The 21,944-nt window shown below is 33.4% G+C and carries 18 protein-coding genes and 2 tRNA genes; 11 read left to right on the forward strand and 9 right to left on the reverse strand.

What is annotated here, in order from left to right:
• Window positions 1-124: 124 nt before the first annotated feature.
• Window positions 125-919: a DUF2797 domain-containing protein gene (locus ABTV69_RS08375; RefSeq protein WP_433835358.1), complete on the forward strand. Its 795-nt coding sequence runs from the start codon at window positions 125-127 to the stop codon at window positions 917-919.
• A gap of 166 nt (window positions 920-1,085) precedes the next feature.
• Window positions 1,086-2,132, forward strand: a complete 1,047-nt coding sequence (locus ABTV69_RS08380) for a glycosyltransferase family 9 protein (protein ID WP_433835360.1) — start codon at window positions 1,086-1,088, stop codon at window positions 2,130-2,132.
• 117 nt (window positions 2,133-2,249) lie between these two features.
• Here the strand turns inward: ABTV69_RS08380 and ABTV69_RS08385 are convergent, their stop codons facing one another.
• The 3 genes from ABTV69_RS08385 to sppA form a co-directional block, all read right to left on the reverse strand.
• Window positions 2,250-4,850 carry an AsmA family protein gene (locus ABTV69_RS08385; protein WP_433835362.1) on the reverse strand — a complete coding sequence of 867 codons (2,601 nt, stop codon included), beginning with the start codon at window positions 4,848-4,850 and terminating at the stop codon, window positions 2,250-2,252.
• 173 nt (window positions 4,851-5,023) lie between these two features.
• A complete protein-coding gene (locus ABTV69_RS08390; RefSeq protein ID WP_433835364.1) occupies window positions 5,024-5,971 on the reverse strand; it encodes an alpha/beta hydrolase family protein in 948 nt (315 codons plus the stop codon).
• Window positions 5,972-5,981: 10 nt separating this feature from the next.
• Window positions 5,982-7,739 (reverse strand): signal peptide peptidase SppA, encoded by a 1,758-nt coding sequence (sppA, locus tag ABTV69_RS08395; RefSeq protein WP_433835366.1) that lies wholly within the window; start codon window positions 7,737-7,739, stop codon window positions 5,982-5,984.
• A gap of 137 nt (window positions 7,740-7,876) precedes the next feature.
• On the opposite strand from sppA, the gene folK reads away from it, so the two are divergent.
• Window positions 7,877-9,013, forward strand: a complete 1,137-nt coding sequence (folK, locus tag ABTV69_RS08400; RefSeq protein WP_433835368.1) for a 2-amino-4-hydroxy-6-hydroxymethyldihydropteridine diphosphokinase — start codon at window positions 7,877-7,879, stop codon at window positions 9,011-9,013.
• 4 nt (window positions 9,014-9,017) lie between these two features.
• Here folK and ABTV69_RS08405 read toward each other — a convergent pair whose 3' ends face one another.
• The 4 genes from ABTV69_RS08405 to ABTV69_RS08420 all read right to left on the reverse strand — a co-directional run bounded on the left by ABTV69_RS08405 (window position 9,018) and on the right by ABTV69_RS08420 (window position 12,641).
• A complete protein-coding gene (locus ABTV69_RS08405; protein ID WP_433835370.1) occupies window positions 9,018-9,368 on the reverse strand; it encodes an MmcQ/YjbR family DNA-binding protein in 351 nt (116 codons plus the stop codon).
• A 1-nt stretch (window position 9,369) separates the two neighbouring features.
• On the reverse strand, window positions 9,370-11,556 hold the full coding sequence (locus tag ABTV69_RS08410) for a T9SS type B sorting domain-containing protein (protein ID WP_433835372.1): 2,187 nt from the start codon (window positions 11,554-11,556) through the stop codon (window positions 9,370-9,372).
• 42 nt (window positions 11,557-11,598) lie between these two features.
• On the reverse strand, window positions 11,599-12,135 hold the full coding sequence (locus ABTV69_RS08415; protein ID WP_433835374.1) for an RNA methyltransferase: 537 nt from the start codon (window positions 12,133-12,135) through the stop codon (window positions 11,599-11,601).
• 74 nt (window positions 12,136-12,209) lie between these two features.
• A complete protein-coding gene (locus tag ABTV69_RS08420; RefSeq protein ID WP_433835376.1) occupies window positions 12,210-12,641 on the reverse strand; it encodes a DUF1573 domain-containing protein in 432 nt (143 codons plus the stop codon).
• Window positions 12,642-12,798: 157 nt separating this feature from the next.
• On the opposite strand from ABTV69_RS08420, the gene mutS reads away from it, so the two are divergent.
• The 4 genes from mutS (at window position 12,799) to ABTV69_RS08440 (ending at window position 16,261) form a co-directional block, all read left to right on the forward strand.
• The gene (gene mutS, locus ABTV69_RS08425) at window positions 12,799-15,405 is read left to right on the forward strand and encodes a DNA mismatch repair protein MutS (RefSeq protein ID WP_433835379.1); all 2,607 of its coding nucleotides are present in this window, start codon (window positions 12,799-12,801) and stop codon (window positions 15,403-15,405) included.
• Window positions 15,406-15,565: 160 nt separating this feature from the next.
• Window positions 15,566-15,638: transfer RNA gene (locus ABTV69_RS08430), tRNA-Gly, on the forward strand.
• 15 nt (window positions 15,639-15,653) lie between these two features.
• Window positions 15,654-15,739, forward strand: a tRNA-Leu gene (locus tag ABTV69_RS08435).
• A 138-nt stretch (window positions 15,740-15,877) separates the two neighbouring features.
• A complete protein-coding gene (locus tag ABTV69_RS08440) occupies window positions 15,878-16,261 on the forward strand; it encodes a DUF1508 domain-containing protein (RefSeq protein WP_433835381.1) in 384 nt (127 codons plus the stop codon).
• A 119-nt stretch (window positions 16,262-16,380) separates the two neighbouring features.
• On the opposite strand, the gene ABTV69_RS08445 is transcribed toward ABTV69_RS08440, so the two are convergent.
• Window positions 16,381-16,596, reverse strand: a complete 216-nt coding sequence (locus ABTV69_RS08445; protein WP_008467260.1) for a PG1828 family lipoprotein — start codon at window positions 16,594-16,596, stop codon at window positions 16,381-16,383.
• Between the two features lie 337 nt (window positions 16,597-16,933).
• Window positions 16,934-18,163: a 3-deoxy-D-manno-octulosonic acid transferase gene (locus tag ABTV69_RS08450; protein ID WP_433835383.1), complete on the reverse strand. Its 1,230-nt coding sequence runs from the start codon at window positions 18,161-18,163 to the stop codon at window positions 16,934-16,936.
• A 137-nt stretch (window positions 18,164-18,300) separates the two neighbouring features.
• On the opposite strand from ABTV69_RS08450, the gene ABTV69_RS08455 reads away from it, so the two are divergent.
• The 4 genes from ABTV69_RS08455 to ABTV69_RS08470 all read left to right on the forward strand — a co-directional run bounded on the left by ABTV69_RS08455 (window position 18,301) and on the right by ABTV69_RS08470 (window position 21,904).
• Window positions 18,301-19,434, forward strand: coding sequence for a DegT/DnrJ/EryC1/StrS family aminotransferase (locus tag ABTV69_RS08455; RefSeq protein WP_433835385.1), 1,134 nt, complete (start codon window positions 18,301-18,303; stop codon window positions 19,432-19,434).
• Window positions 19,435-19,436: 2 nt separating this feature from the next.
• Window positions 19,437-19,877, forward strand: coding sequence for a nuclear transport factor 2 family protein (locus ABTV69_RS08460; RefSeq protein WP_433835387.1), 441 nt, complete (start codon window positions 19,437-19,439; stop codon window positions 19,875-19,877).
• 14 nt (window positions 19,878-19,891) lie between these two features.
• Complete coding sequence (galE, locus tag ABTV69_RS08465) at window positions 19,892-20,908, forward strand: UDP-glucose 4-epimerase GalE (protein WP_433835389.1); 1,017 nt, start codon at window positions 19,892-19,894, stop codon at window positions 20,906-20,908.
• 84 nt (window positions 20,909-20,992) lie between these two features.
• Window positions 20,993-21,904, forward strand: a complete 912-nt coding sequence (locus ABTV69_RS08470; protein WP_433835391.1) for a DMT family transporter — start codon at window positions 20,993-20,995, stop codon at window positions 21,902-21,904.
• Window positions 21,905-21,944: the final 40 nt, after the last annotated feature.

A 21,944-nucleotide genomic window follows, 5' to 3' on the forward strand; every position in this document is an offset into this window, starting at 1 on the left:
TACTATTTTTTTGTAAAAAACAATTCGATTTGAAGTAAAGATTCTATGTTTTTAAACGAATTTTAGCACAAAAAATTTTAATCTTTTGATAAATCTAAATCAGCAATTATAAATAAAAATACGAATGCAATATCAAGGCGTACTGACAAAAATGCAAACTGAACTTGGAAGCCCAATTCAATACTATTTGGTTTTCGAAGATAGTTTCTTAAATGTGAATCAATTATTAGATAAAGAAATTGAAATCAATTTTGTAGGTTGTCAATGTTTGAATTGCGGTAAAAAGAAAAAAATATACCGACAAGGTTTTTGTTATGAGTGTTTTTATTCGAGCCCTGCGGTTGGAGACTGGATTATGAGACCAGAATTGAGCACGGCACATTTAGGTATTGCAGACAGAGATTTAGAATACGAGTCCAAAGCACAACTGCAGCCGCATATTGTTTATCTAGCTTCGGCTTGCGAAATAAAAGTGGGAGTTACACGCAAATCGCAAGTTCCAACTCGTTGGATCGATCAAGGAGCTTCTCAAGCCATTGCCATTGTTGAGGTTCCCAATCGTTATTTGGCGGGAATTACAGAGGTGGCTCTAAAAGATTATTATACAGACAAAACCAATTGGAGAAAAATGCTTCAGAATTCTGTTGAAACTTTTGACTTAATTGCAGAAAAAGCAAAAATTGAAAATCTGATTCCAACAGAAGCTAGAGATTATTTTTATGCAGAAAAAAATGATGTTTACGATCTACAATATCCAGTTTTGAACTATCCTGCAAAAGTGAATAGTTTAAACTTGGATAAAACACCTTCTTTCAGTGGAAAATTAACTGGAATTAAAGGTCAATATTTATTGTTTGAGAACGGAACAGTCTTTAATATTCGTGGTTCAGAAGGTTATGTGGTTACAATAAATGTGTAAGTTTTTATTACTAAAATGTTATCTTTTTTTGGTTTTAGGTTGTTTTAATTTGAAAATTGCAATTTATTTTGTGTTTTTGTGTTAATTAGTTGAAAAAATAATTATAGCTTTATATAGCAAACAAGTTTAATTTTTCAAAAAAAATAAATACCACAAAAAGTAACACATGAGTAACTTAAAAAAAGTTAATGTTTTTAGGCGTTCGTTAATGCGAAATCTAACCAAGAATATTGGAAATTCGGAAGTTAGTACTATCGGACCCATTGATAAAAGTAAGATTAAAAAAGTTTTAATCTGCAGACCAAATGGGCGATTAGGAAACATGCTTTTAATTACGCCTTTAGTTCAGGAAGTGAGTAAGATTTTTCCTGATTGTAAAATCGACGTATTTGTAAAGGGAACTTTGGCGCCAATTGTTTTTGAAGAATACGAGAACATTGATAAGATTATTCATCTACCCAAAAAACCTTTCAAAGAATTAGTAAAATACTTTAAAGTTTGGACTCTTATTAGAGCACAAAGGTATGATATGGCTATAAATGTCGATCAGAATTCTTCTTCAGGTAGACTTGGTGTAAAATTTTCGACAGCAAAGTATAAGTTTTTTGGAAATCTTCCAGAAGGAATTATTTTAGAATATCCAGATTACGATCATATCGCAAAATATCCAGTTTATAATTTTAGATATTTTCTAAGCCAAGTCGGATTAGAAGATAAGAAGGACCCGATAGCACTTTTAGATTTAAAATTATCTGATGCGGAAATTGCAAATGGTAAAAAGATTTTGGATAAAATTATTGATCCAAGTAAGAGAACCATTGCTATTTTTACGTATGCAACGGGAGAAAAATGCTATTGCGTTTCATGGTGGCAAGAATTTTATACTGCATTGAAAAATGAATTTCCGAATAATAATATTTTTGAAGTTTTACCAGTCGAAAATGTTTCTCAGATCAATTTTGAAGCACCAACTTTTTACAGTAAAGATGTTCGAGAAATAGGTTCTGTTTTGGCAAATGTTGATGTTTTTGTTGGCGCAGATAGCGGAATTATGCATTTATCGAGTGCTTCAAAAGCACCAACTGTAGGTTTGTTTTCTGTTTCTAATTTGAAAAAATACGAACCATACGGTAACGAAAGTGTAGGTTTAGACACCAATACACTAACCGTTCCAGATTTTATAAAAGCAATCCACAAGATTCTAGATAAATAAAAAAAAATCCTGTTCTTTAAGAACAGGATTTTTTAGGTTTTAAGATGCTGAGATACTAAGTTTCAAAGTTGTATGTTTTAGAGTAACTCACTACCTAAGAATCTTAGCATCTTTTTATTATGGATTCTTTTTCTTAAACAATCCGTTTAATAGATCACTTGCTTTTTTCGTCACTTCTTGCGTTTTTTGCTCTTTTTCAGTTTTAGCCGCCTGAGTGGTGTCTTTTGCTTTTGTGTTTTTATTGATTAAGTCAGTAAGTGCAGAAGTTCCTTTTTGAGTCAGTTTTTCTTTTTGCTGATTTACCAATTGTGCTGTTAAATTGCTGACCGCAGTCTTCATGTCTGTACTAATTTTCGGATTTGAAAAATTACCCGTTAAAGAAGCATTAATTGGAATGTTATCCAATTTTGCAGCATCTGCAGGAGACATTTTTGCAATTAAATTATTCGCTTCTGTTCCTAGATATTTCGCAGGAACATCAAATTTAAGCGTATAATTCATCGTTTGATCAAAACCATGCGTTCCACCAACTGTAACTTTTATGTCTTGATATTTAATATCAAAAGGTTTAACGTTTACTTTTCCATTATCAAAAGTTAAAGCCATTTTTAAATCATTTAGATTTACTTTGTTCAAATCTAAGAACTTCACATTTGATGTAAGCGTATTTAAAACAGTCGAATTTTTAGCGTTTACTGTAGTTGATAATAATTGGCCTAATAAATCTCCTGAAATAGATTTTAAATCAGGTGTCAATTCTTTGGCATCTAAATTACCATTCAACTTAATAGTCGAATTTAATTTTCCATTAATAATTCCAGCAATCGGAGCAATTTTTTTCATCATATCCAATTGCGTAAATGTCTGCGCAATATCAACTTGATTGAAGCCTAAATTCATATCAAAAGTTGGTACTTTTTCTTTTGTAGAAACGGCTCCGTTAAGGCCGATAGATCCTCCAAAGATATTGGTTTTAAAGTTTTGAAGCGTTGCTTTCTCGTCTTTAATAATTAATGTTCCAGCAACATCTTGCAATTTTAAATTATCATACAAAACCGTTGTAGCTTTGGCATTTAAAGTACAGTTTAAGAAAGCAGGAATCTTCATTGCTTCGGCAGGTTTTGCTTCTGTTTTTGCAGTTGCAGGTTGTCCAGAAGTCATAAAATCGTCAACTGCCAATTGTTTTGAGCTCATGTTGAAGTTCCCTTTTAGTTCTTGTTTTTTAAACATGAAACCATAGAAATTTTCTAAGACTCCGTTAATGCTAATATCACTTTTTCCAGTTGTAGCATCAAATTGTTTTAAGTTGATTTTACTCGGATTAAACTCAACCAATGCCGTGCTAATGTTCATCGATTTATTGTTTTCATCCGTATATTTAAATCCTGACAAACTCATTGTACCAGCGTTTTTGATATTTTGGTATTGGCTTTTTTCTACAGAAGCCATATCAAAATTGGTCGTAACATCTGCTTTTAGAATACCCGCCAATGGTTTATCCATTTTAATCGGATATGCTTTTGAAAGATTAGCAAGATTGATTGTTCCTTTTAAAGCCGCATCAACAATTGGATTTACCGTTATGTTTTTAATATTCGCTTTAGCGCTAAAAACATCTTGATCAATTCTAAAAGATAACTTATCTAAATTTACATAAGTATCATTTAAAATTCCCGTTTCATTAATGATTTTAGTGTCGATTACAATATTTTGAACCGATTTTGGAAGGTTTGGATATTGGAAAGAAGAATTGTTAGATGCGATTTCGATATTGAATTTAGGAACCGTAGTATCGGTCAATTCCCCTTTTACAAAACCATTTACTGTAAAATCTCCAGTCGTTTTTACACCTTCTAAGCTAGAAGCGTAAGCAGAAGGAATTAAACCTAAGAAATTAGTAAATGATGAAGTAGGTGTTTTAAATTTCAAATCGTAAATCTGAGCTTTCTCAGCCATTTGAATGAAACCGTCAAATTCTAACGGCAATTGATTGATTAGGGCTTTGTTTTCTTTGAAAGTATATTTGCTCTTTTCTAAATCAATTCCTAAAACAGCATCTAAAGTTAGTTTTACATTTTTCATGTAATTGATTTTATCCATATCTAAAGAAACTTTAGCCGTAGATTTTGTAGCCAAATCTAATTTTGAATTGGTAAAATCACCAGTTCCTTCGTGGTTTAAACTGTCAATTACCATTTTAATTTTAGAACCTTGATCGATATATCTAAAAGTAAAATTCTCAATTTTATAATTTTGAATTTTCAATGCAAGCGGTTTGCTTTGCTCGTCTTTTTTATCTTCTTCTTTTTTGTTTTTTAAAGCAATATCAAAGTTTCCGATACCATCTTTATTGAAAATAATATTTACTAATCCGTTTGTAGAACTAATTCCCTGGATGCTTAAAGGTTCGTCTTTTCCTTTGAAAAGTTCTTTAACACTCATTTTTAAATTCAATTCTCCCAAAGAAATTAAAGTGTCACCTTCGAAGGGAGCTTTATTGATAATTACTAATTTTTCGATTCCAACCGTTGCGTTTGGAAAGTTTTTGAATAAGCTTAAATCGGCATCTGTAAAACTTACTTTGGCATCAACACTTTCGTTAATGGCCTCGACGATTTTAGACTTGATTTGGTCTTTAAACAAAAACGGAATGGCAAATAATGCAGCAACAAATACCACCATAACTATGGCACTTATTTTTAAAACTTTTTTTAGCATATAAATAGATTTGAGGGTTTAACGTGTTAAATCGACTCCTGCAAAAATAGTTTTTTTTACTAGAGTTTGCAGATAAAGTTTTCTTAAAATGTAGGAATTTTATTAAAAATGTGAAATAAGAAAAATCCGTTGAGAAATACTTTCAAAACGGATTTTTAACTGGATTTATTTTATTATTTCTGAATAAATGAAACTATTTTTTCAATGAGAACCTCCGAGATAGGAAGTGTTTCATTATTATAAGTTGCTAAATTGGCTTCTTGATTGCTCTCAACAGTTTTCATGATATGATTCATTTTGTCTATAATTTGAAGATCGGCATTTTTATTGGCTTGCTTTAAATTTTCAGCATCTTTGACAGCAATTTGAATATCATTATTTCCCTGCAGGATTAAAACAGGAATTGTGAGCTTTTGTATCTCAGTCTGCGGATTGTATTTGAACCAAGAAATTAAATAAGGCTGAATGCTTGGCCTAAAAAGAGAATTCAACATCGGATCTACTTTTTTAACCTCAAATCCGTTTTTTAAACTATCGATAATCGGGAAGGTCATGTCGTTAAGCTGTTTCATTGACTTTGCTCCAATCTGTGTTTTCAAGATTTGATCTGCTGGTTCGCCTGCACCTGCAATCGATACAAATTTGTCTGCTTTTGCACTGGCAACCATTCCGATCAAAGAGCCTTCGCTGTGTCCAATAATGATAATTTTAGAAAAGCGTCTGTCTTGTTTTAAATAATTGATCCAGCTTTTGGCATCTTGGATATAATTTTCAAATACCAAACTGCTTTCAGCGCCTCCAGCAGCTTTGCTTTCTCCAATAGCTCTTTTATCATAGCGTAACGACGCAATTCCATGTTTAGCCAAAGCTTCCGCTAGCATTTTTAACGAATTGTTTTTCATCAGCGGATTATTTCCGTTGCGGTCTGTTGGACCAGAACCCGCAATAATTAAAGCAACCGGAACTTTTTTGGTCAAATCGGGTGTTGTCAGTGTGCCAAAGATTTGATCATTGTTTATTTTTAATACCGCTGGAGCTTCCTTAAAAGTGATTTCTTTCGTAGTTTGAGCATTTAAAAAGCTCCAAAATAAGACCGTTAGAAAAAGAATTACTTTATTCATCTTAGTTGAATTAATAAATATTGATTCCGAAAGGCAATATCGCTTGAACTCCTTTTTGTTTTTGGAATTTTTTAATCTGCTCAATAAGAAGGTAGTTTTCTTCTCCAATTTCTTCTTTTATGAAAGTCTCTTTAGATTTTGCAAATGGAAGATTTCCAAACAAATCGTTAAGTGTTTTTTCGTATTCAGGATAATTTTGAGTACTATATTTTTTTACTTTAGCTATTTTGGCAGCCTCCGCAATGGCATCATTTAATCCACCAATTTTATCTACTAAACCAATTTTTAAAGCTTCAGTTCCAGACCAAACTCTACCTTGTGCAATAGAATCTACTTGTGCAAAAGTCATTTTACGACCTTCTGCAACATGAGTAACAAAAGTATTGTAGATTTTTTCGACTCCTTCTAAAGTAAACGCTTTAAATTTTTCATCAACCGGTAAAAACGGACTGTAATTTGCGGCGTTTTCGTGAGTTTTAACCTGTTCTGAATTGATTCCTAATTTATTAGCCAACGGGCTAAAGTTGGGTAACATTCCAAAAACTCCAATAGATCCTGTAATGGTATTGTTTTCAGCAAAAATTTTATTAGCGTTACAAGCAATATAGTAGCCGCCAGAAGCTGCGTAGTTACCCATAGAAACAACAACTGGTTTTACTTTTTTCGTAATTTCAATTTCTCGCCAAATTAAGTCAGAAGTTAGAGCACTTCCTCCTGGGCTGTCAATTCTAAGAACAATGGCTTTAACGTCATCATTTTTTCTAGCTTCTTGCAAAGAACGGCGCATAGAACCTTCTCCAATAGTATTTACATCTCCTTCACCGCTTCCAATTTCGCCTTGAGCGTAAATAATTGCAATTTGATCGCTTGAAGAGTCTGTTAAAGCTGTTGTTATATGATTTTGAGTATAATCTAAAATCGAAATTTTGTTGTAATCTTCGTCTTTGTCGACTTTTAAAACTCTTCTAATGGCATCGTGATAAACATCTTCGTAAGCAATAATATCCACTAAATGCTGTTCTTTTGCCATTTCTGGAGTTCTGGCCAAAAGTCCGTTTGCAATTTCATTTAATTTCGGCAACGGAATATTTCTGCTTTTTGAAATATCGGCAGAAACAGTAGTCCAAATAGAATTTAGAAGCGCAGTAATCTGCTCTCTGTTAGCCTCACTCATTTTATTTTCTAAGAAAGGCTCAACGGCACTTTTGTATTTTCCGTGGCGAATCACTTCCATGCGAATTCCAGATTTGTCTTGGAAATCTTTGAAAAACATGATTTCAGAAGAAAGACCTTTAAAATCTAAATCTCCAGCTGGATTAATATAAATAGTATTGGCAACAGAATTTAAATAATATTCTTTTTGAGAATATGTATTTGCATAAGCCCAAATATATTTTCCTGATTTTTTGAAACTTTCTAGAGCATTTCTCAAATCTTTATATTGCGCAAGACCAAGAGAAGATTCATCGTTTAAAATTGAAATTCCTTTGATATTGTCGTCTGTTTTTGCAGCTTCAATGGCATTGATTACATCGGTCAATCCAATGCCTTTTTTGTCTGAAAAGACACTTACCCATGGATCTTTATATTTCCCCGCGTAGTCATTTTTAATTTCTTTTAAATTCAATTCAATCACCGAATCCGATTTAACCGAAACGGTGTCGTCACCGCCAAAAATCGCGCTGATAAAGATTACTCCGAAAAAGAAGAGCATAATAAAAACAAAAATACCAATTACTGTGGCAATTATATTTCCTAAAAACTTCATATGTATATTTTTTTAATAAGTAGCAAAAAAGAGCAAAATGTTACAAACGAGACATCTAAATTTAGGATTGAATTGAAGACGCCGTTTCACAAATATATTGGTTAATTCTAAATAGTTTTAGTTAATTTGCATTAATTATGAAATTACAGCATCAAGTCGTTTTATCGATAGGCAGCAACCAAGGCAGCAGACTAGAAAACATTCAAAATTGTATTGATTTAATACATCAAAATGTGGGGACTGTTATTGAGGTTTCAAAACTTTACGAGACTCCAGCATGGGGTTTTGAGAGCGATGCTTTTTATAATTGTGCACTTCTTTTACATACCAATTCTTCTGCGCAAAAAATCCTAACTCAAATTTTAAAAGTCGAAAAGGAACTAGGAAGAATTCGCTTGAATCAAGAAGGATATCAATCTAGAATTATTGATGTTGATTTGATTGCTTTTGATGCTGAAATAATTGAGACCGAAAAACTGCAAGTTCCGCATCCGTTAATGCAAAACAGAAATTTTGTTTTGTTGCCAATGCAAGATTTAAAGTTAAATTGGAGGCATCCGATTTTGCAAAAAACAATTCCCGAACTGATTGCGGTTACTCCAGATGATAGTGTGTGTACAGTTGTACAAAAGCTGAAAAGTCCGATTGAAGAAATTCCTTTAAACCAATTTAATTATGTTGCTTTTGAAGGGAATATTGGAGCTGGAAAAACTACTTTGGTGCATAAAATTGCAGAAGACTTTAACGGAAAAACAGTTTTAGAACGATTTGCCGATAATCCGTTTTTACCAAAGTTTTATAAAGATCAAAACCGTTATGCGTTTCCTTTAGAAATGTCTTTTTTAGCTGATCGTTATCAGCAATTGGCAGATGATTTGGCACAATTTGATTTGTTTAAAGATTTTATCGTTGCCGATTATCATATTTTTAAATCGCTGATTTTTGCAAAAATTACCTTGGCAGAAGATGAGTATCGTTTGTACAGAAATCTATTCGATATCATTTACAAAGAAATGCCAAAGCCCGATTTGTATGTTTATTTATATCAGAATACAGAAAGACTTTTGCAGAATATAAAAAAGCGCGGACGTATTTATGAACAGAATATTGAAGCTGCATATTTAGAAAAAATCAATAACGGTTACTTGGAATATATAAAATCTCAAACCGATTTGAATGTTCTAATAATAGATGTTTCTGATCGTGATTTTGTAAAAAAACATGAAGATTATCTTTATATATTGAATGAAATTAAAAAGAAAACGGATTCTTAATAACTTATATTATCCCGAGTTGTTTTCTAACTTTTGCTGATAATTTTTCCTGAACCAAACGATAGGACTGCTGAATGTATTTTTCCCATTCTGATTTTTTCATTCGTGTAATGTCATCAATTAAAACCCATTTATATTTTGCAACATAAGGTGCTGGTTTAAATCCAGGTTTATTACTCATTTCTTCAAATTCTTCGTCCAAGACTTTAAAAGAAGCCGAAGTCGGATTTTGATCAAGCCCTACAACACAATACATTTTAGTGCCTACTGAAAACACAAGATCATGTTCCCATTTTATATCTTCGGTTGTGCCAGTTAGTTTTTGACAGATTTCTCGAATTGTTTCTATATCCATATTATCTTTTTAATGTAAAATGTCCTCTTAGGATCGGCGTTGAATCATCAACTTTCAAAGCATACCAATAATCGGAAGCAGGAAGTGGTATTTGATTTAAAGTGCCATCCCAACTCATTTTAAAACGGCTTAATTGTGCAATTAATTTCCCATAGCGATCAAAAATGGTAACAACAGCCAATGGATAATTTTCCATTCCGGTTACTTCCCATAAATCGTTATAAGAATCATTGTTTGGCGTAAAAAAAGCAGGAAAAACAAGTACAACAAATTGTTTGGCAGTTCCTCCGCATCCACTTTTTTCTCGAGCATAAGCAGTTTGAAGTCCGCCAGGAACATCATAAAAAACAGTAGAATCTTGAAAATTGACTCCGTCTACAGAATACTCAAAATAGTCTTCTTCTTTGACAGGATAAATAATAGCTCTTGTTCCTTCAACGTCAACACGAGCAATCTGCGGAACGTTGTGTTCATCGACTATAATTGTTTTTGTGCTCGTACAATTTTCAGGAGAAGAACTTGTAACGTCGACTGTATATTTTCCGCCTGTGTTAACACTAATAGTCTGTGTAGTTGCGCCATTGGACCATAAATAGCTCATTCCAGAAATTCCAGCGTCTAATTCTATAGTTTGAAATTGGCACAATAACAAAGTTTCATCTGTAACAACTGGAGGTGTATAAATTTCTATGTTTATAGGAGTTCTAGTTGCATTTGTGCAGCCATTATTGGAAGCTTCTGCATAATAAGTTTTATTTGATGAAATTGTTGGAGTTGTAAAAGAGGATCCTGTGTAAAGGCTTGTACCTCCTGTTGCTGAATCATACCAATTTATAGAACCAACATTTGAAGTTGCTTTTATAGTTAAACTTCCTGGGCCGCAATTGGTATAAGTGTCTTGTTCTGCAATAGGATTTGAAGGAGTTGCATTTACAGTTGCTTTTACTGCTTTACGATTAGATTCGCAACCTGCATCAACATAATAATTTGTGGTTGTAGTTAATATCGGAGTAGTATAAGTTGGGCCTGTAGTCAATAAATTTCCGCCAACAGCAGCATCAAACCATCTTATGGTTGCTCCAGCCGTTGCAGTTGCATTAAAAGTAAAACTTCCAGAATCACAAACTGGACTTGGGTCAATAGCAGGTGTTGCCACAGGAATTGTAATTTTAGTGCTGGTAGCTATTTGTAACGGAGCTTCGCCTGGCATTCCTCCGTATTCTACTAAATAGCCTTTAGGTTGATAATTTCCAGAGGTGTCTCCATTATTTGATAAATCATTCCAAGAACCTCTTATTCCAACACCAGGTTGCGTAATATGTGCATAATCTTCATCACCTTGCTGATTTGGTTCTGCTGTATTCCAAAAAGCAAAATTTGGTGTTGATCCGTTTGCATTTCCGTTCCAGAAAATAGTTCCTGCTTCGGGACCTGTAACCCATTTCCAAACGCCTTCTGTTTGGGCATCGCTTCCTCCAATCCATCCAGTTCCAGAGGCTTGCTCACCAATTAATTTTGCTTCATCTGCAGACAAAATGGTAGCCAAATATCCTTGAAGTCCATAATAGGTACGAGCTGCCGCCGCATCTCGCGCCGCAGTCCATGTGATGCCTAAACTTGGAACATATTCATAATAATGCTGTGTAGAGGGCAAGTAGTTTGCTTTGCCCATTGTTATAGAGAATGTTCTTGTTCCAGAAGCTGTTGCTGAAGAATTGGTAAATGCTACATCCTTAATAGCATCAACAAGTTCAGAATATAAAACATCTGCTCCTGTTGGATTAAATAATGTTAATTTTCCAGCCGTGGCATCCCAGCTTGTAACAATAGATGAGTGCGCCGTTGGATTTAAAAGTTCAAGCTTGTCAAAACCACTGGAATATCCTGAAGAAATCTGAATATAAAGTGCTTGTGCGCCATTTTCATTAATATCATGATCAATTGTAAAGTCTGTTACAATATTAATAGAGGTCTGTGGGCAGTAAAGTTGATCGCCTTGCGCGACAAGTCTTGGAGGATCAATTACAAAATTGGATTTTTTGTGTTTTTTTGCTTTCTGATTTATATTGGGTTTTGATATGTATGTATTCTTTTTGTTAAAAGTTTTGGGGTTTTCTTTTGAATTAGAAAAATTAAAACTTAAAACAGAAAATAAAAGAGGAATAATTGTTAATTTGATATTTTTCATTTGCTAAAAATATCAATTAATTGATTATAAAAAAATAAATTTTTATTCAGGCCAGTTTATTTTTTGAAATAAATCCCAAACTACAATTCCCGCACTTACAGAAATGTTTAAAGAGTGTTTGGTTCCAAGTTGCGGAATTTCAATACAGCCATCACAGATTGCAACAGCTTCTTGCGAAACACCATAGACTTCGTTTCCAAAAACTAAAGCATATTTTTTGTCTTTTACAATTTCAAAATCCTGAAGAAAAATAGAACTTTCCACTTGTTCAATGGCCATTGTCAAAACATTTTCTTTCTTTAAGTTTTCGATAACTTCCAAGACATTTTCGTGATGTTCCCAAGCAACGGTTTCAGTTGCGCCAAGAGCGGTTTTATGAATTTCTTTATTTGGAGGAGTTGCGGTGATTCCGCATAAGATTATTTTTTCAATCAAAAACGCATCAGCAGTTCTAAAAACAGAGCCAATATTGTGCAGACTTCTAATATCGTCTAAAACTAATATTAAAGGGGTTTTCTCCGATTTTTTAAAATCTTCAATTGATTTACGGTCTAGTTCGCTGTTTTCGAGTTTTCTCATTGTTTTTGAATTGTAGTCATAAAAAAAGCTTCCAAAGATAAGGAAGCTTTTTCATTATTTAAATGTTTTTCAGATTAGCTTTTTACTGGATCTGGTAAAACAGTGCCTTTAATAGTAAGGATTTTTGTTGGCTGACCTTCAGCATTAGAAGTTACAGTAACGGTTTTTGTAAAAGCACCAACTCTATCAGTAGCGTATTTTACACCAATAACACCTTTAGCTCCTGGAGCAATTGGTTCTTTTGGCGTAGTTGGAACAGTACATCCGCAAGATCCTGTAGTGTTAGTAATGATTAATGGTTTAGTTCCGTTGTTAACAAAAACAAATTCACGTTTTCCATCAGCGTTATGAGCGATAGTTCCGTAATCGATAGTTTCAGTTTCGAAAAGCATTCCAGCTCCTTCAACTTTAGCAACTTTAGTAGCTTTAGCTTTTTTAGTTGTTTGTGCATTAGTAGCTGTGATACCAGCAACAGCTAACATAGCGAATAAGATTATTTTTTTCATCTTTAAGGGTCTTTTTTTAAATGATAAACAAAGCTATATAAAATTCTTAAACCAGTAACTAAAAATATCTTAAAATATTTTAATTTTTGAAGCTTTCGATTTGCCACTAAAAAATCATAAATTCGCTGTCTTAATTTTTCATTTAAAACATTACAATTTGGCAGCTAAAGAAAAAGTGGTGAAGGAAACACCTTTAATGAAACAGTACAACGAAATCAAGGCTAAATATCCTGATGCATGTCTGCTTTTCAGAGTAGGAGATTTTTATGAAACCTTTGGAGAAGACGCCATTCGAGCTTCTAAGATTTTAGGGATAACCTTAACTAAGAGAGGAGCAGGGTCTGATACCGAAACAGCTTTGGCTGGATTCCCGCATCATTCTGTAAACACTTATTTGCCAAAATTGGTAAAAGCTGGACTTCGTGTGGCGATCTGCGATCAGCTGGAAGATCCAAAAATGACTAAAACAATCGTAAAAAGAGGGGTGACAGAACTTGTAACTCCGGGAGTTTCTTTAAACGATGAAGTTTTACAGTCAAAATCAAACAATTTCTTAGCCTCTGTTTATTTTGCTAATAAAAATATCGGAATCGCATTTTTAGATGTTTCTACAGGAGAGTTTTTAACGGCTCAAGGAAATGCAGAATACATCGACAAATTATTGCAGAACTTTAATCCAAGTGAGGTTTTGGTTCCGAAGAATAATAAAAATGATTTTAAAACTGCTTTTGGAGAAGATTTTCATAGTTTCTACTTGGAAGATTGGATTTATAAAGAAGATTATGCTTTAGAAACTTTAACAAAGCATTTTCAAACCAATTCCTTAAAAGGATTTGGTGTTGAAGAATTGAAAGAAGGAATCATCGCTTCTGGTGCAATTTTATACTACTTGTCAGAAACGCAACATAATCGTGTACAGCATATTACAGCAATTCAGCGTATTGCAGAAGATGCGTATGTTTGGATGGATCGTTTTACGATTCGAAACTTAGAATTATATCACAGCTATAACCCAAATGCAGTTACGCTTTTGGATGTGATTGATAAAACGCTTTCTCCGATGGGAGGGCGTTTGCTAAAACGTTGGTTGGCATTGCCTTTAAAAGATGCGAACAAAGTAAAAGGCCGTCATGAGGTTGTGGCGTATTTAAAATCAAATCCAGAAATTCTGCATAATATTCAATATCAGATTAAGCAGATTTCAGATCTAGAGCGTTTGATTTCTAAAATCGCTGCAGGAAAAGTTTCTCCAAGGGAAATTGTTTATTTAAAGGAATCTTTAGATGCTATTATTCCAATTAAAACATTGGCGCTTGAAAGTCCGCAAGAAGCTGTTAAAGTAATTGGAGACAGTTTGCATGCGTGTGATTTGCTTCGCGAAAAAATTAAAACAACTTTAAATCAAGATGCGCCTGTTGCTATTTCTAAAGGAAATGCTATTGCAAAAGGGATTAACGAAGAGTTGGATGAATTGCGTGCAATTTCAACTTCTGGAAAAGAATTTTTAGAAGGAATTGAGAAAAGAGAATCGGAAAGAACCGGAATTTCTTCATTGAAAATCTCGTTTAATAATGTTTTTGGATATTATATAGAAGTTAGGAATACCCACAAAGATAAAGTTCCTGAAGAATGGATTCGTAAACAGACTTTGGTAAATGCAGAGCGCTATATTACGGAAGAGTTAAAAGAATACGAAACTAAAATTTTAGGAGCAGAAGAAAAGATCTATAAAATAGAAAGTGAACTTTTTGAGCAATTAGTAGCGTGGATTGGAACGTACATTAAGCCGGTTCAAATGAACGCGTATTTAATTGCGCAATTGGATTGTTTGTGTTCGTTTACGCAAATGGCTGTCGAAAATCAATATGTGTGTCCGGAAATCGACGATACTTTCGAATTGGATATTAAAAACGGAAGACATCCGGTAATTGAAAAACAATTGCCTGTTGGAACTCCATATATTGCAAACGATGTTTTCTTGGATAGAGAAACGCAACAGATTATTATGATTACCGGACCTAACATGTCGGGTAAATCTGCAATTTTAAGACAAACGGCTTTAATTGTGCTTTTGGCTCAAATGGGAAGTTTTGTTCCTGCTGATAGTGTTAGAATGGGAATTGTAGATAAGATTTTTACCAGAGTTGGAGCTTCAGATAATATCTCGATGGGAGAATCTACTTTTATGGTCGAAATGAACGAAACGGCGTCTATTTTGAATAATATTTCAGATAGAAGTTTGGTGTTGTTGGATGAGATCGGAAGAGGAACAAGTACCTATGACGGAATCTCGATTGCTTGGGCAATTGCTGAATTCTTGCACGAGCATCCAGGAAGAGCAAAAACGCTTTTCGCAACGCATTATCATGAATTGAATGAGATGACCGAATCAATGCCGAGAATCCAAAATTTTAATGTTGCTGTAAAAGAGCTTAAGGATACCGTTTTATTCGTTAGAAAATTGGTAAAAGGTGGAAGTGCGCATAGTTTCGGAATTCACGTTGCAAAAATGGCTGGAATGCCGCAATTGGTTATTTCGAAAGCGCAGAAACTTTTAAAGAAATTAGAAAAGAATCATTCAAGTGATGCTTTGAATGGAATTAAGTCGGCAAATGATGAAATGCAGATGAGTTTCTTTAATTTGGATGATCCTTTATTGGAAGAGATAAAAGAAGAGATTCTGAATCTCGATATTAATGCAATTACGCCAGTAGAAGCGTTGATGAAACTGAATGAGATCAAAAGAATGCTGGTGAAAAAATAAAATAATAAAATTTTCAATTTTAAAGTTTAGGTTATCAGAACGTTATAAAATAAGTTGATTTTTTTTTGAAAAAACGCTTGTGTAATTGAATAAATGTCCTAAATTTGCACTCGCAATACGAAACAAAACAAGTGTTGCAGTTCTGATAAAATTTGAAAATGCGAAAATAGCTCAGTTGGTAGAGCGCGACCTTGCCAAGGTCGAGGTCGCGGGTTCGAGCCCCGTTTTTCGCTCTAAAACCATACAATGCTCGGATGGTGAAATTGGTAGACACGCTGGACTTAAAATCCAGTGAACAGCAATGTTCGTGCGGGTTCAAGTCCCGCTCTGAGTACTAAAGCCTCTTCTTTTGAAGAGGCTTTTTTTATGGGGAAAAATTAAGTTTTAGTGTTTTTTAAGGGAAATCTCAGTATCTTAGAAACTTAGTGGCTTAGTATCTAAAAAAAATAAATCTAAAATCTAAAATTTGTAAATGGGTGCTTTTGTAATTAGCAGGCGATTTAATGATGAATATAAATTTACTTTTACTTCGCGAAGAGGAAAGGTTATTTTTACGAGTTTGAGTTATGAGTTGAGATTTGAGTGTGAAGAGGATATTGAGAAATTTAAAGCGAATATTGAGCTTGCGAAGTTTTTGAAGTTTAAGGGTTCTGGAGGTAAGTATTTTTTTAAATTGATGTTGGGTGATGTGCACTTTGCTACAAGTCGAAAATACAGTACGGAATTGCTTCTGCAAAAAGGAATAAAAGAGATAGTGACTTATTCATCTAGGTCGGAGATTTTGGATTTCTCTTCAAGTGAATCGATTTTTGGTGATGAAGAGTCTGAAGAGGAATTAGAAGAAGTGGCTGAATAAAAAAAAAGCGTTCGCAATGCGGACGCTTTTTTATTTGTGTTGATTAATGTGTAAAAAATAATCATAAAAAAAAACCATCTAAAAAGATGGTTTTAAAATCGTTAGAACTTAGGTTCTAATTATTTTTTTACTTCTTCTACTTTAGCAGCAGCAGAATCAACTTTAGCAGCAGCAGAATCAACAGTTGCAGCAGCAGAATCAACAACAGCAGCAGCTGAATCAACAGCAACAGCAGTAGAATCTACAGCAGGAGCTTCAGCAGCAGCGTCAGCTTTTTTACAAGATACAACAGTTAATACAGCAACAACAGCTAAACTTAAAAATACTTTTTTCATCTTACTTTATTATAAAAGGTTAATTATTAATTCGTGGCAAAGATATAAATTTTTTAATATGTAAAATATTTTTTCACTTTTTTTTTAAAATATTTTCCTTACTCACGTTTATCTTATTTATCAAAGAATATGCCAAAACTACAAAATTTTCTTAAATTATCTAATTTCTACACTAAATAATTTTTTGTTGAATATTCTTTATAAAAATTGGTTATTTTATTTCGCCAATTTATGGTTTCTTTTGTTTTTTAAGACTATTTATTCGGCTGGTTTAGATGAAAAATGTTCTTATTAATTACTTTTTTTCAATTTTAACACTTTTAAATCAATTCAAAAGCTATGAAACGGCTTTTATAATGGTTTCAGTTGCGCCTTTATGATCTTGAATAAAAGAGCTGCAAATTTCGCTTTTTTCTTTTAGGAAGTTTTTGTCGTTCAATAGTTTGTCTAAGATTTCTTTTAGTTCGCTACTCGCTGATATTGGCATGCAGCCTCCGATTTCAACTAAAGCAATTGCCTCTGCAAAATTGGAATAATTAGGGCCAATTATAATTGGCATTCCGAAAGTTGCTGGTTCCAGGATATTATGTATTCCAGGATTTCCAAATCCGCCGCCTACATATGCAATCGTTCCGTAGCTATAAATCTTGGTAAGAATGCCAACAATATCAATTATAAAGACATTGTATTCTGATAGGTCTTTGTTTTCTTTTTCCGAAAATAAAACAGTCGATTTTGTGATTTTTGATTGAAGATCCGCGATTTGGTCTGGTTTGATGTTATGCGGAGCAATTATAAATTTTACATTCTCAGGCGCCTGATTGATGTAGTCGGCTATGATAGCTTCATCTTTTGGCCAAGAGCTTCCGATAACAATTGTAGGTAGATTGTTTTTAAAGTGTTCGATAAAATCCAAGCGATTGTCTCTTTCTAAGATCGCATTTACCCGATCAAAACGGGTATCTCCTGAAACAATTGCATTTTTAAAACCGAGACTTTCAACTTTTTCTTTTGATTTTTCATTTTGAAGAAAGAAATAAGTAAAAGCTTTCAATGCCTTTCTGTAAAATCCGCCATACCATTTAAAAAACATTTGGTTGTCTCTAAAAATTCCAGAAATTAAATAAGTTGGAATTTTATGGTTTTCTAGCTCTTTTAGGTAATTCAGCCAAAACTCATACTTAATAAAGAAGGCTTGTTCTGGATGCACTAATTGTATGAATTTTTTCGCATTGCCTTTCGTGTCTAAAGGAAGGTAAATAGTAACATCGGCAACAGTGTTATTTTTACGCACTTCGTATCCAGATGGCGAAAAAAAAGTTACAATAATTTTATGGGAAGGATGTTTTTCTTTGATTTTTTCTATAACTGGAAGTCCTTGTTCATATTCGCCTAATGAAGCAGCATGAAACCAAATAGTTTTGTCTTCAGGTTTTATTTTTTCTTTTAGTGTACTAAAAACACTTTTTCGGCCTTCCACAAAAAGCTTAATTTTCGGACTAAACAAGGCTACTATTTTTAAGAAAAATCCTGCGATATGTACGGCTAAATTGTATAAAAAAAGCATGTAATTTTTTTTGCAGCTAAATTACATTTCTTTCGACTATTTTCATTGGTTTGAAGCTATTAATAACTATTTTTGTTCCTCCTTTTAGAGATTTCTGCCTAAAAAACAGTGTCTTTAATTTTTAAATACATTCAAAAATGAAAAAAATTCAAATGGTTGACTTAAAAAGTCAATACGAAAAAATAAAATCTACTGTAGATGCTTCAATTCAAGAAGTTTTAGATACAAATACTTACATCAATGGACCTTTAGTTCACCAATTTCAAAAGAATTTGGAGAATTATTTAGGTGCAAAACACGTTATTCCTTGCGCAAACGGTACAGATGCTTTGCAGATTGCTATGATGGGACTTGGTCTTCAGCCAGGAGATGAAGTGATTACTGCCGATTTTACTTTTGCAGCAACTGTTGAGGTTATCGCTTTATTGCAATTAACACCAGTTTTGGTAGATGTTGATATGGTAAATATGAACATTGATATCGATGCAGTCAAAAAAGCAATTACTCCAAAAACAAAAGCAATTGTTCCTGTTCATTTATTCGGGCGCGCTGCAAATATGGATGCTATTATGGAAATAGCTGCTCAATATAATTTATATGTAATTGAAGATAATGCACAAGCGATTGGAGCAGATTATATTTCTAAATCGGGTTCAAAAACTAAAGTAGGAACGATTGGCCACGTTGCGGCAACTTCTTTCTTTCCATCTAAAAATTTAGGATGTTATGGCGATGGAGGAGCAATTTTTACAAATGATGATAATTTGGCTCACATCATCCGCGGAATTGTAAATCACGGAATGTATGAGCGTTACCACCACGATGTTGTGGGGGTTAATTCACGTTTAGATAGTATTCAAGCAGGAGTTTTAAATGCAAAATTGCCTTTACTGGATGAATATAACGTGGCACGTCGTTTAGCAGCAACAAAATACAATGCAGCTTTTGCTGGAAATGCAAAAATCATTACTCCTGATTTTGATGTAAACCAAAATGATCATGTCTTTCATCAATATGTATTAAGAATTATTGATGCAGACAGAAATGCTTTGATGCAACATTTATTAGATAAAGGAATTCCATGTGCAATTTATTATCCAATTCCGCTTCACTCTCAAAAAGCATATTTAGATCCTCGTTACAAAGAAGAGCAGTTTCCTGTAACCAATCAGTTAGTTCAAGAAGTTATCGCATTGCCAATGCATACAGAATTGGATGACGAGCAGATTAAATTTATAACTGATTCTGTTTTAGAATTTCTAAACAAATAAAAATGAGAAAAGTTATTCTTTTAATTTGGGTCATTTTTGTTCAGTTTTCCGTTTTTGCTCAAAAAACGAATTCTAAAGAAGAAAATGCTGTTGCTTCTCAGGTCGAAATTTTGCGTCAGGCAATGATTGATGCTGATGGGGCCAAATTGAAAGCACTAACTTCAGATAAGTTGAATTATGTCCATTCCAACGGTAATTTTCAAAATCAAACAGAATTTGTTGACGGAATAGTTAGCGGAAAATCAGATTTTGTAACTATTGATTTTCAAAATCAGACTGTAACAATTCAGAACGATGTTGCTATAGTTCGACATGTTTTGGCAGCTCATACCAAAGATGATGGAATTGATAGAGATATCAAAATAGGTATAATGCTTGTTTGGCAAAAACAGAAAAATAAATGGATTCTAATTGCAAGACAAGCCTATAAATTAACTACATAAAAAACAACCACAAAATGAAAGTATTAGTAACAGGAGGATTGGGATTTATTGGTTCTCACACCGTAGTCGAATTGCAGAATGAAGGCTTCGAGGTTGTGATCATTGATAATCTTTCTAATTCTTCAGAAGATGTTTTAAAAGGAATTACAGCGATTACAGGAAAAACGCCTTTATTCGAAAAATTAGATTTAAGAGAAAAAGCGTCAGTTCGGGATTTTTTTAAAAAACACCATGATGTTACAGGGATAATTCATTTTGCAGCTTCAAAAGCGGTAGGAGAAAGTGTTGAACAGCCTTTGTTGTACTACGAAAACAACATTAGCAGTTTAATTTACCTTTTACAGGAATTACAGCAAAAACCAGAAGCTAGTTTTATTTTCAGTTCTTCTTGTACGGTTTACGGTCAAGCCGAAAAAATGCCAATTACAGAAGACGCGCCAGTTCAAACAGCAATGTCTCCTTACGGAAACACAAAACAGATTGGCGAAGAAATTATTACAGATACTGCTAAAGTAACCAATATCAGTGCTATTTTATTGCGTTACTTCAATCCAGTTGGAGCACATGAGTCGGTAGAAATTGGAGAATTGCCTTTAGGAGTTCCTCAAAATCTAGTGCCATTTATTACGCAAACAGGAGTAGGATTGCGTCAAGAATTATCTGTTTTCGGAAATGATTACCCAACTCCAGACGGAACTGCAGTTCGCGATTATATTCACGTTGTAGACTTAGCAAAAGCGCACGTAATTGCTTTACAGCGTTTATTAAACAAGAAGAATTTAGCAAAAGTTGAAACTTTCAATTTAGGAACAGGAAAAGGAAGTTCTGTTCTGGAAGTGATTCAAAGTTTTGAAAAAGTGAGCGATAAAAAATTGCCATACGTCATTAAGCCTCGTCGTGAAGGTGATATTACTGAAGCTTACGCGAATACGGATAAGGCAAATAATGTCTTAGGATGGAAGGCTGAACTAAGTTTAGACGAAGCTATGGCAAGTGCTTGGAAATGGGAACAAAAAGTTAGGAATAAATAGTTTTTTAAATAAAATTATAAATTTTAAAGTCCCAGATTATAGCAATATAATTTGGGACTTTTCTTTTAACAACATTTAATTTTTATGAAAAAAGATTTAGATTATAAATTAATATTTGCCCTTGCAGCGGTTGGAATTATTTGGGGCACAACGTTTTTAGGAATCAGAGTTGCGGTAGAAACTATTCCGCCTTGGTTTGTAACTTCCATCCGTCAGGGATTGGCTGGAATGATTATGATGACGATTTTATTGTTTAAGAAAGAGTTGAAATGGATTGGCTGGGAAAATCTCAGACATCAGCTTGTTCCTTCAATTTTGATGATTGTGGTAGCGAATGGTTTTACAACTGTTGCCGAGCAGACTATACCAAGCGGATTGGCTTCAGTAATTAGTGCGATGGCTCCGATACTTATTTTTCTGGGCAGTATTTTAATTAAATTGCAAAAACCAAGTTTAAAAGGATTTTTTGGAGTTGTAATAGGGTTTTTGGGAGTCGTTTTTATATTTAAAGACGGACTAGGGTCTTTTTTAGATGCCGATTACAGAATCGGAATGATGTTTATGGGATTTGCGATTACGGCTTGGGCAGGAGGAACAATTTATACCAAAATTCATGGAAATAAATCTAAGAATATAGTTCTGAATTTGTTTTACCAATTTACAATGGCGTCGTGTATTCAGATCGTTTTGGCGTTTATTTTTTCGCCTACTATTGATGTGAATTTATGGAGTAGTAAGAGTATTTTAGCAGCATTGTATTTGTCAATTTTTGGATCTGTAATTGCTTTTTTCAGTTATAATTATGCACTGAAACATGTTACGCCAGTTCAAGTTTCTATTTTAGCGTACATCAATACGATAATTGCAGTATTTTTTGGTTGGCTTATTTTGGATGAAAAAATTACTGTTGATTTTATAATTGCAACATTCCTGATTATTTTGGGAGTTTTTATTATTAATTACAAAAAGAAGGAAAAGCCAGCTTTGCAAAAATGATCAATTTTGGGTTAATTTATTTTTCGTAAATTTGTAAGAA

It is taken from the genome of Flavobacterium anhuiense (assembly GCF_050990855.1).
Classification (GTDB): Bacteria; Bacteroidota; Bacteroidia; order Flavobacteriales; family Flavobacteriaceae; genus Flavobacterium; species Flavobacterium anhuiense_C.

Coding starts and splice junctions, on each gene's coding strand:
- ABTV69_RS08375 (WP_433835358.1), top strand. CDS start 125: ATGCAATATCAAGGCGTACTGACAAAAATGCAAACTGAACTTGGAAGC.
- ABTV69_RS08380 (WP_433835360.1), top strand. CDS start 1,086: ATGAGTAACTTAAAAAAAGTTAATGTTTTTAGGCGTTCGTTAATGCGA.
- ABTV69_RS08385 (WP_433835362.1), bottom strand. CDS start 4,850: ATGCTAAAAAAAGTTTTAAAAATAAGTGCCATAGTTATGGTGGTATTT.
- ABTV69_RS08390 (WP_433835364.1), bottom strand. CDS start 5,971: ATGAATAAAGTAATTCTTTTTCTAACGGTCTTATTTTGGAGCTTTTTA.
- sppA (WP_433835366.1), bottom strand. CDS start 7,739: ATGAAGTTTTTAGGAAATATAATTGCCACAGTAATTGGTATTTTTGTT.
- folK (WP_433835368.1), top strand. CDS start 7,877: ATGAAATTACAGCATCAAGTCGTTTTATCGATAGGCAGCAACCAAGGC.
- ABTV69_RS08405 (WP_433835370.1), bottom strand. CDS start 9,368: ATGGATATAGAAACAATTCGAGAAATCTGTCAAAAACTAACTGGCACA.
- ABTV69_RS08410 (WP_433835372.1), bottom strand. CDS start 11,556: ATGAAAAATATCAAATTAACAATTATTCCTCTTTTATTTTCTGTTTTA.
- ABTV69_RS08415 (WP_433835374.1), bottom strand. CDS start 12,135: ATGAGAAAACTCGAAAACAGCGAACTAGACCGTAAATCAATTGAAGAT.
- ABTV69_RS08420 (WP_433835376.1), bottom strand. CDS start 12,641: ATGAAAAAAATAATCTTATTCGCTATGTTAGCTGTTGCTGGTATCACA.
- ABTV69_RS08440 (WP_433835381.1), top strand. CDS start 15,878: ATGGGTGCTTTTGTAATTAGCAGGCGATTTAATGATGAATATAAATTT.
- ABTV69_RS08445 (WP_008467260.1), bottom strand. CDS start 16,596: ATGAAAAAAGTATTTTTAAGTTTAGCTGTTGTTGCTGTATTAACTGTT.
- ABTV69_RS08450 (WP_433835383.1), bottom strand. CDS start 18,163: ATGCTTTTTTTATACAATTTAGCCGTACATATCGCAGGATTTTTCTTA.
- ABTV69_RS08455 (WP_433835385.1), top strand. CDS start 18,301: ATGAAAAAAATTCAAATGGTTGACTTAAAAAGTCAATACGAAAAAATA.
- ABTV69_RS08460 (WP_433835387.1), top strand. CDS start 19,437: ATGAGAAAAGTTATTCTTTTAATTTGGGTCATTTTTGTTCAGTTTTCC.
- galE (WP_433835389.1), top strand. CDS start 19,892: ATGAAAGTATTAGTAACAGGAGGATTGGGATTTATTGGTTCTCACACC.
- ABTV69_RS08470 (WP_433835391.1), top strand. CDS start 20,993: ATGAAAAAAGATTTAGATTATAAATTAATATTTGCCCTTGCAGCGGTT.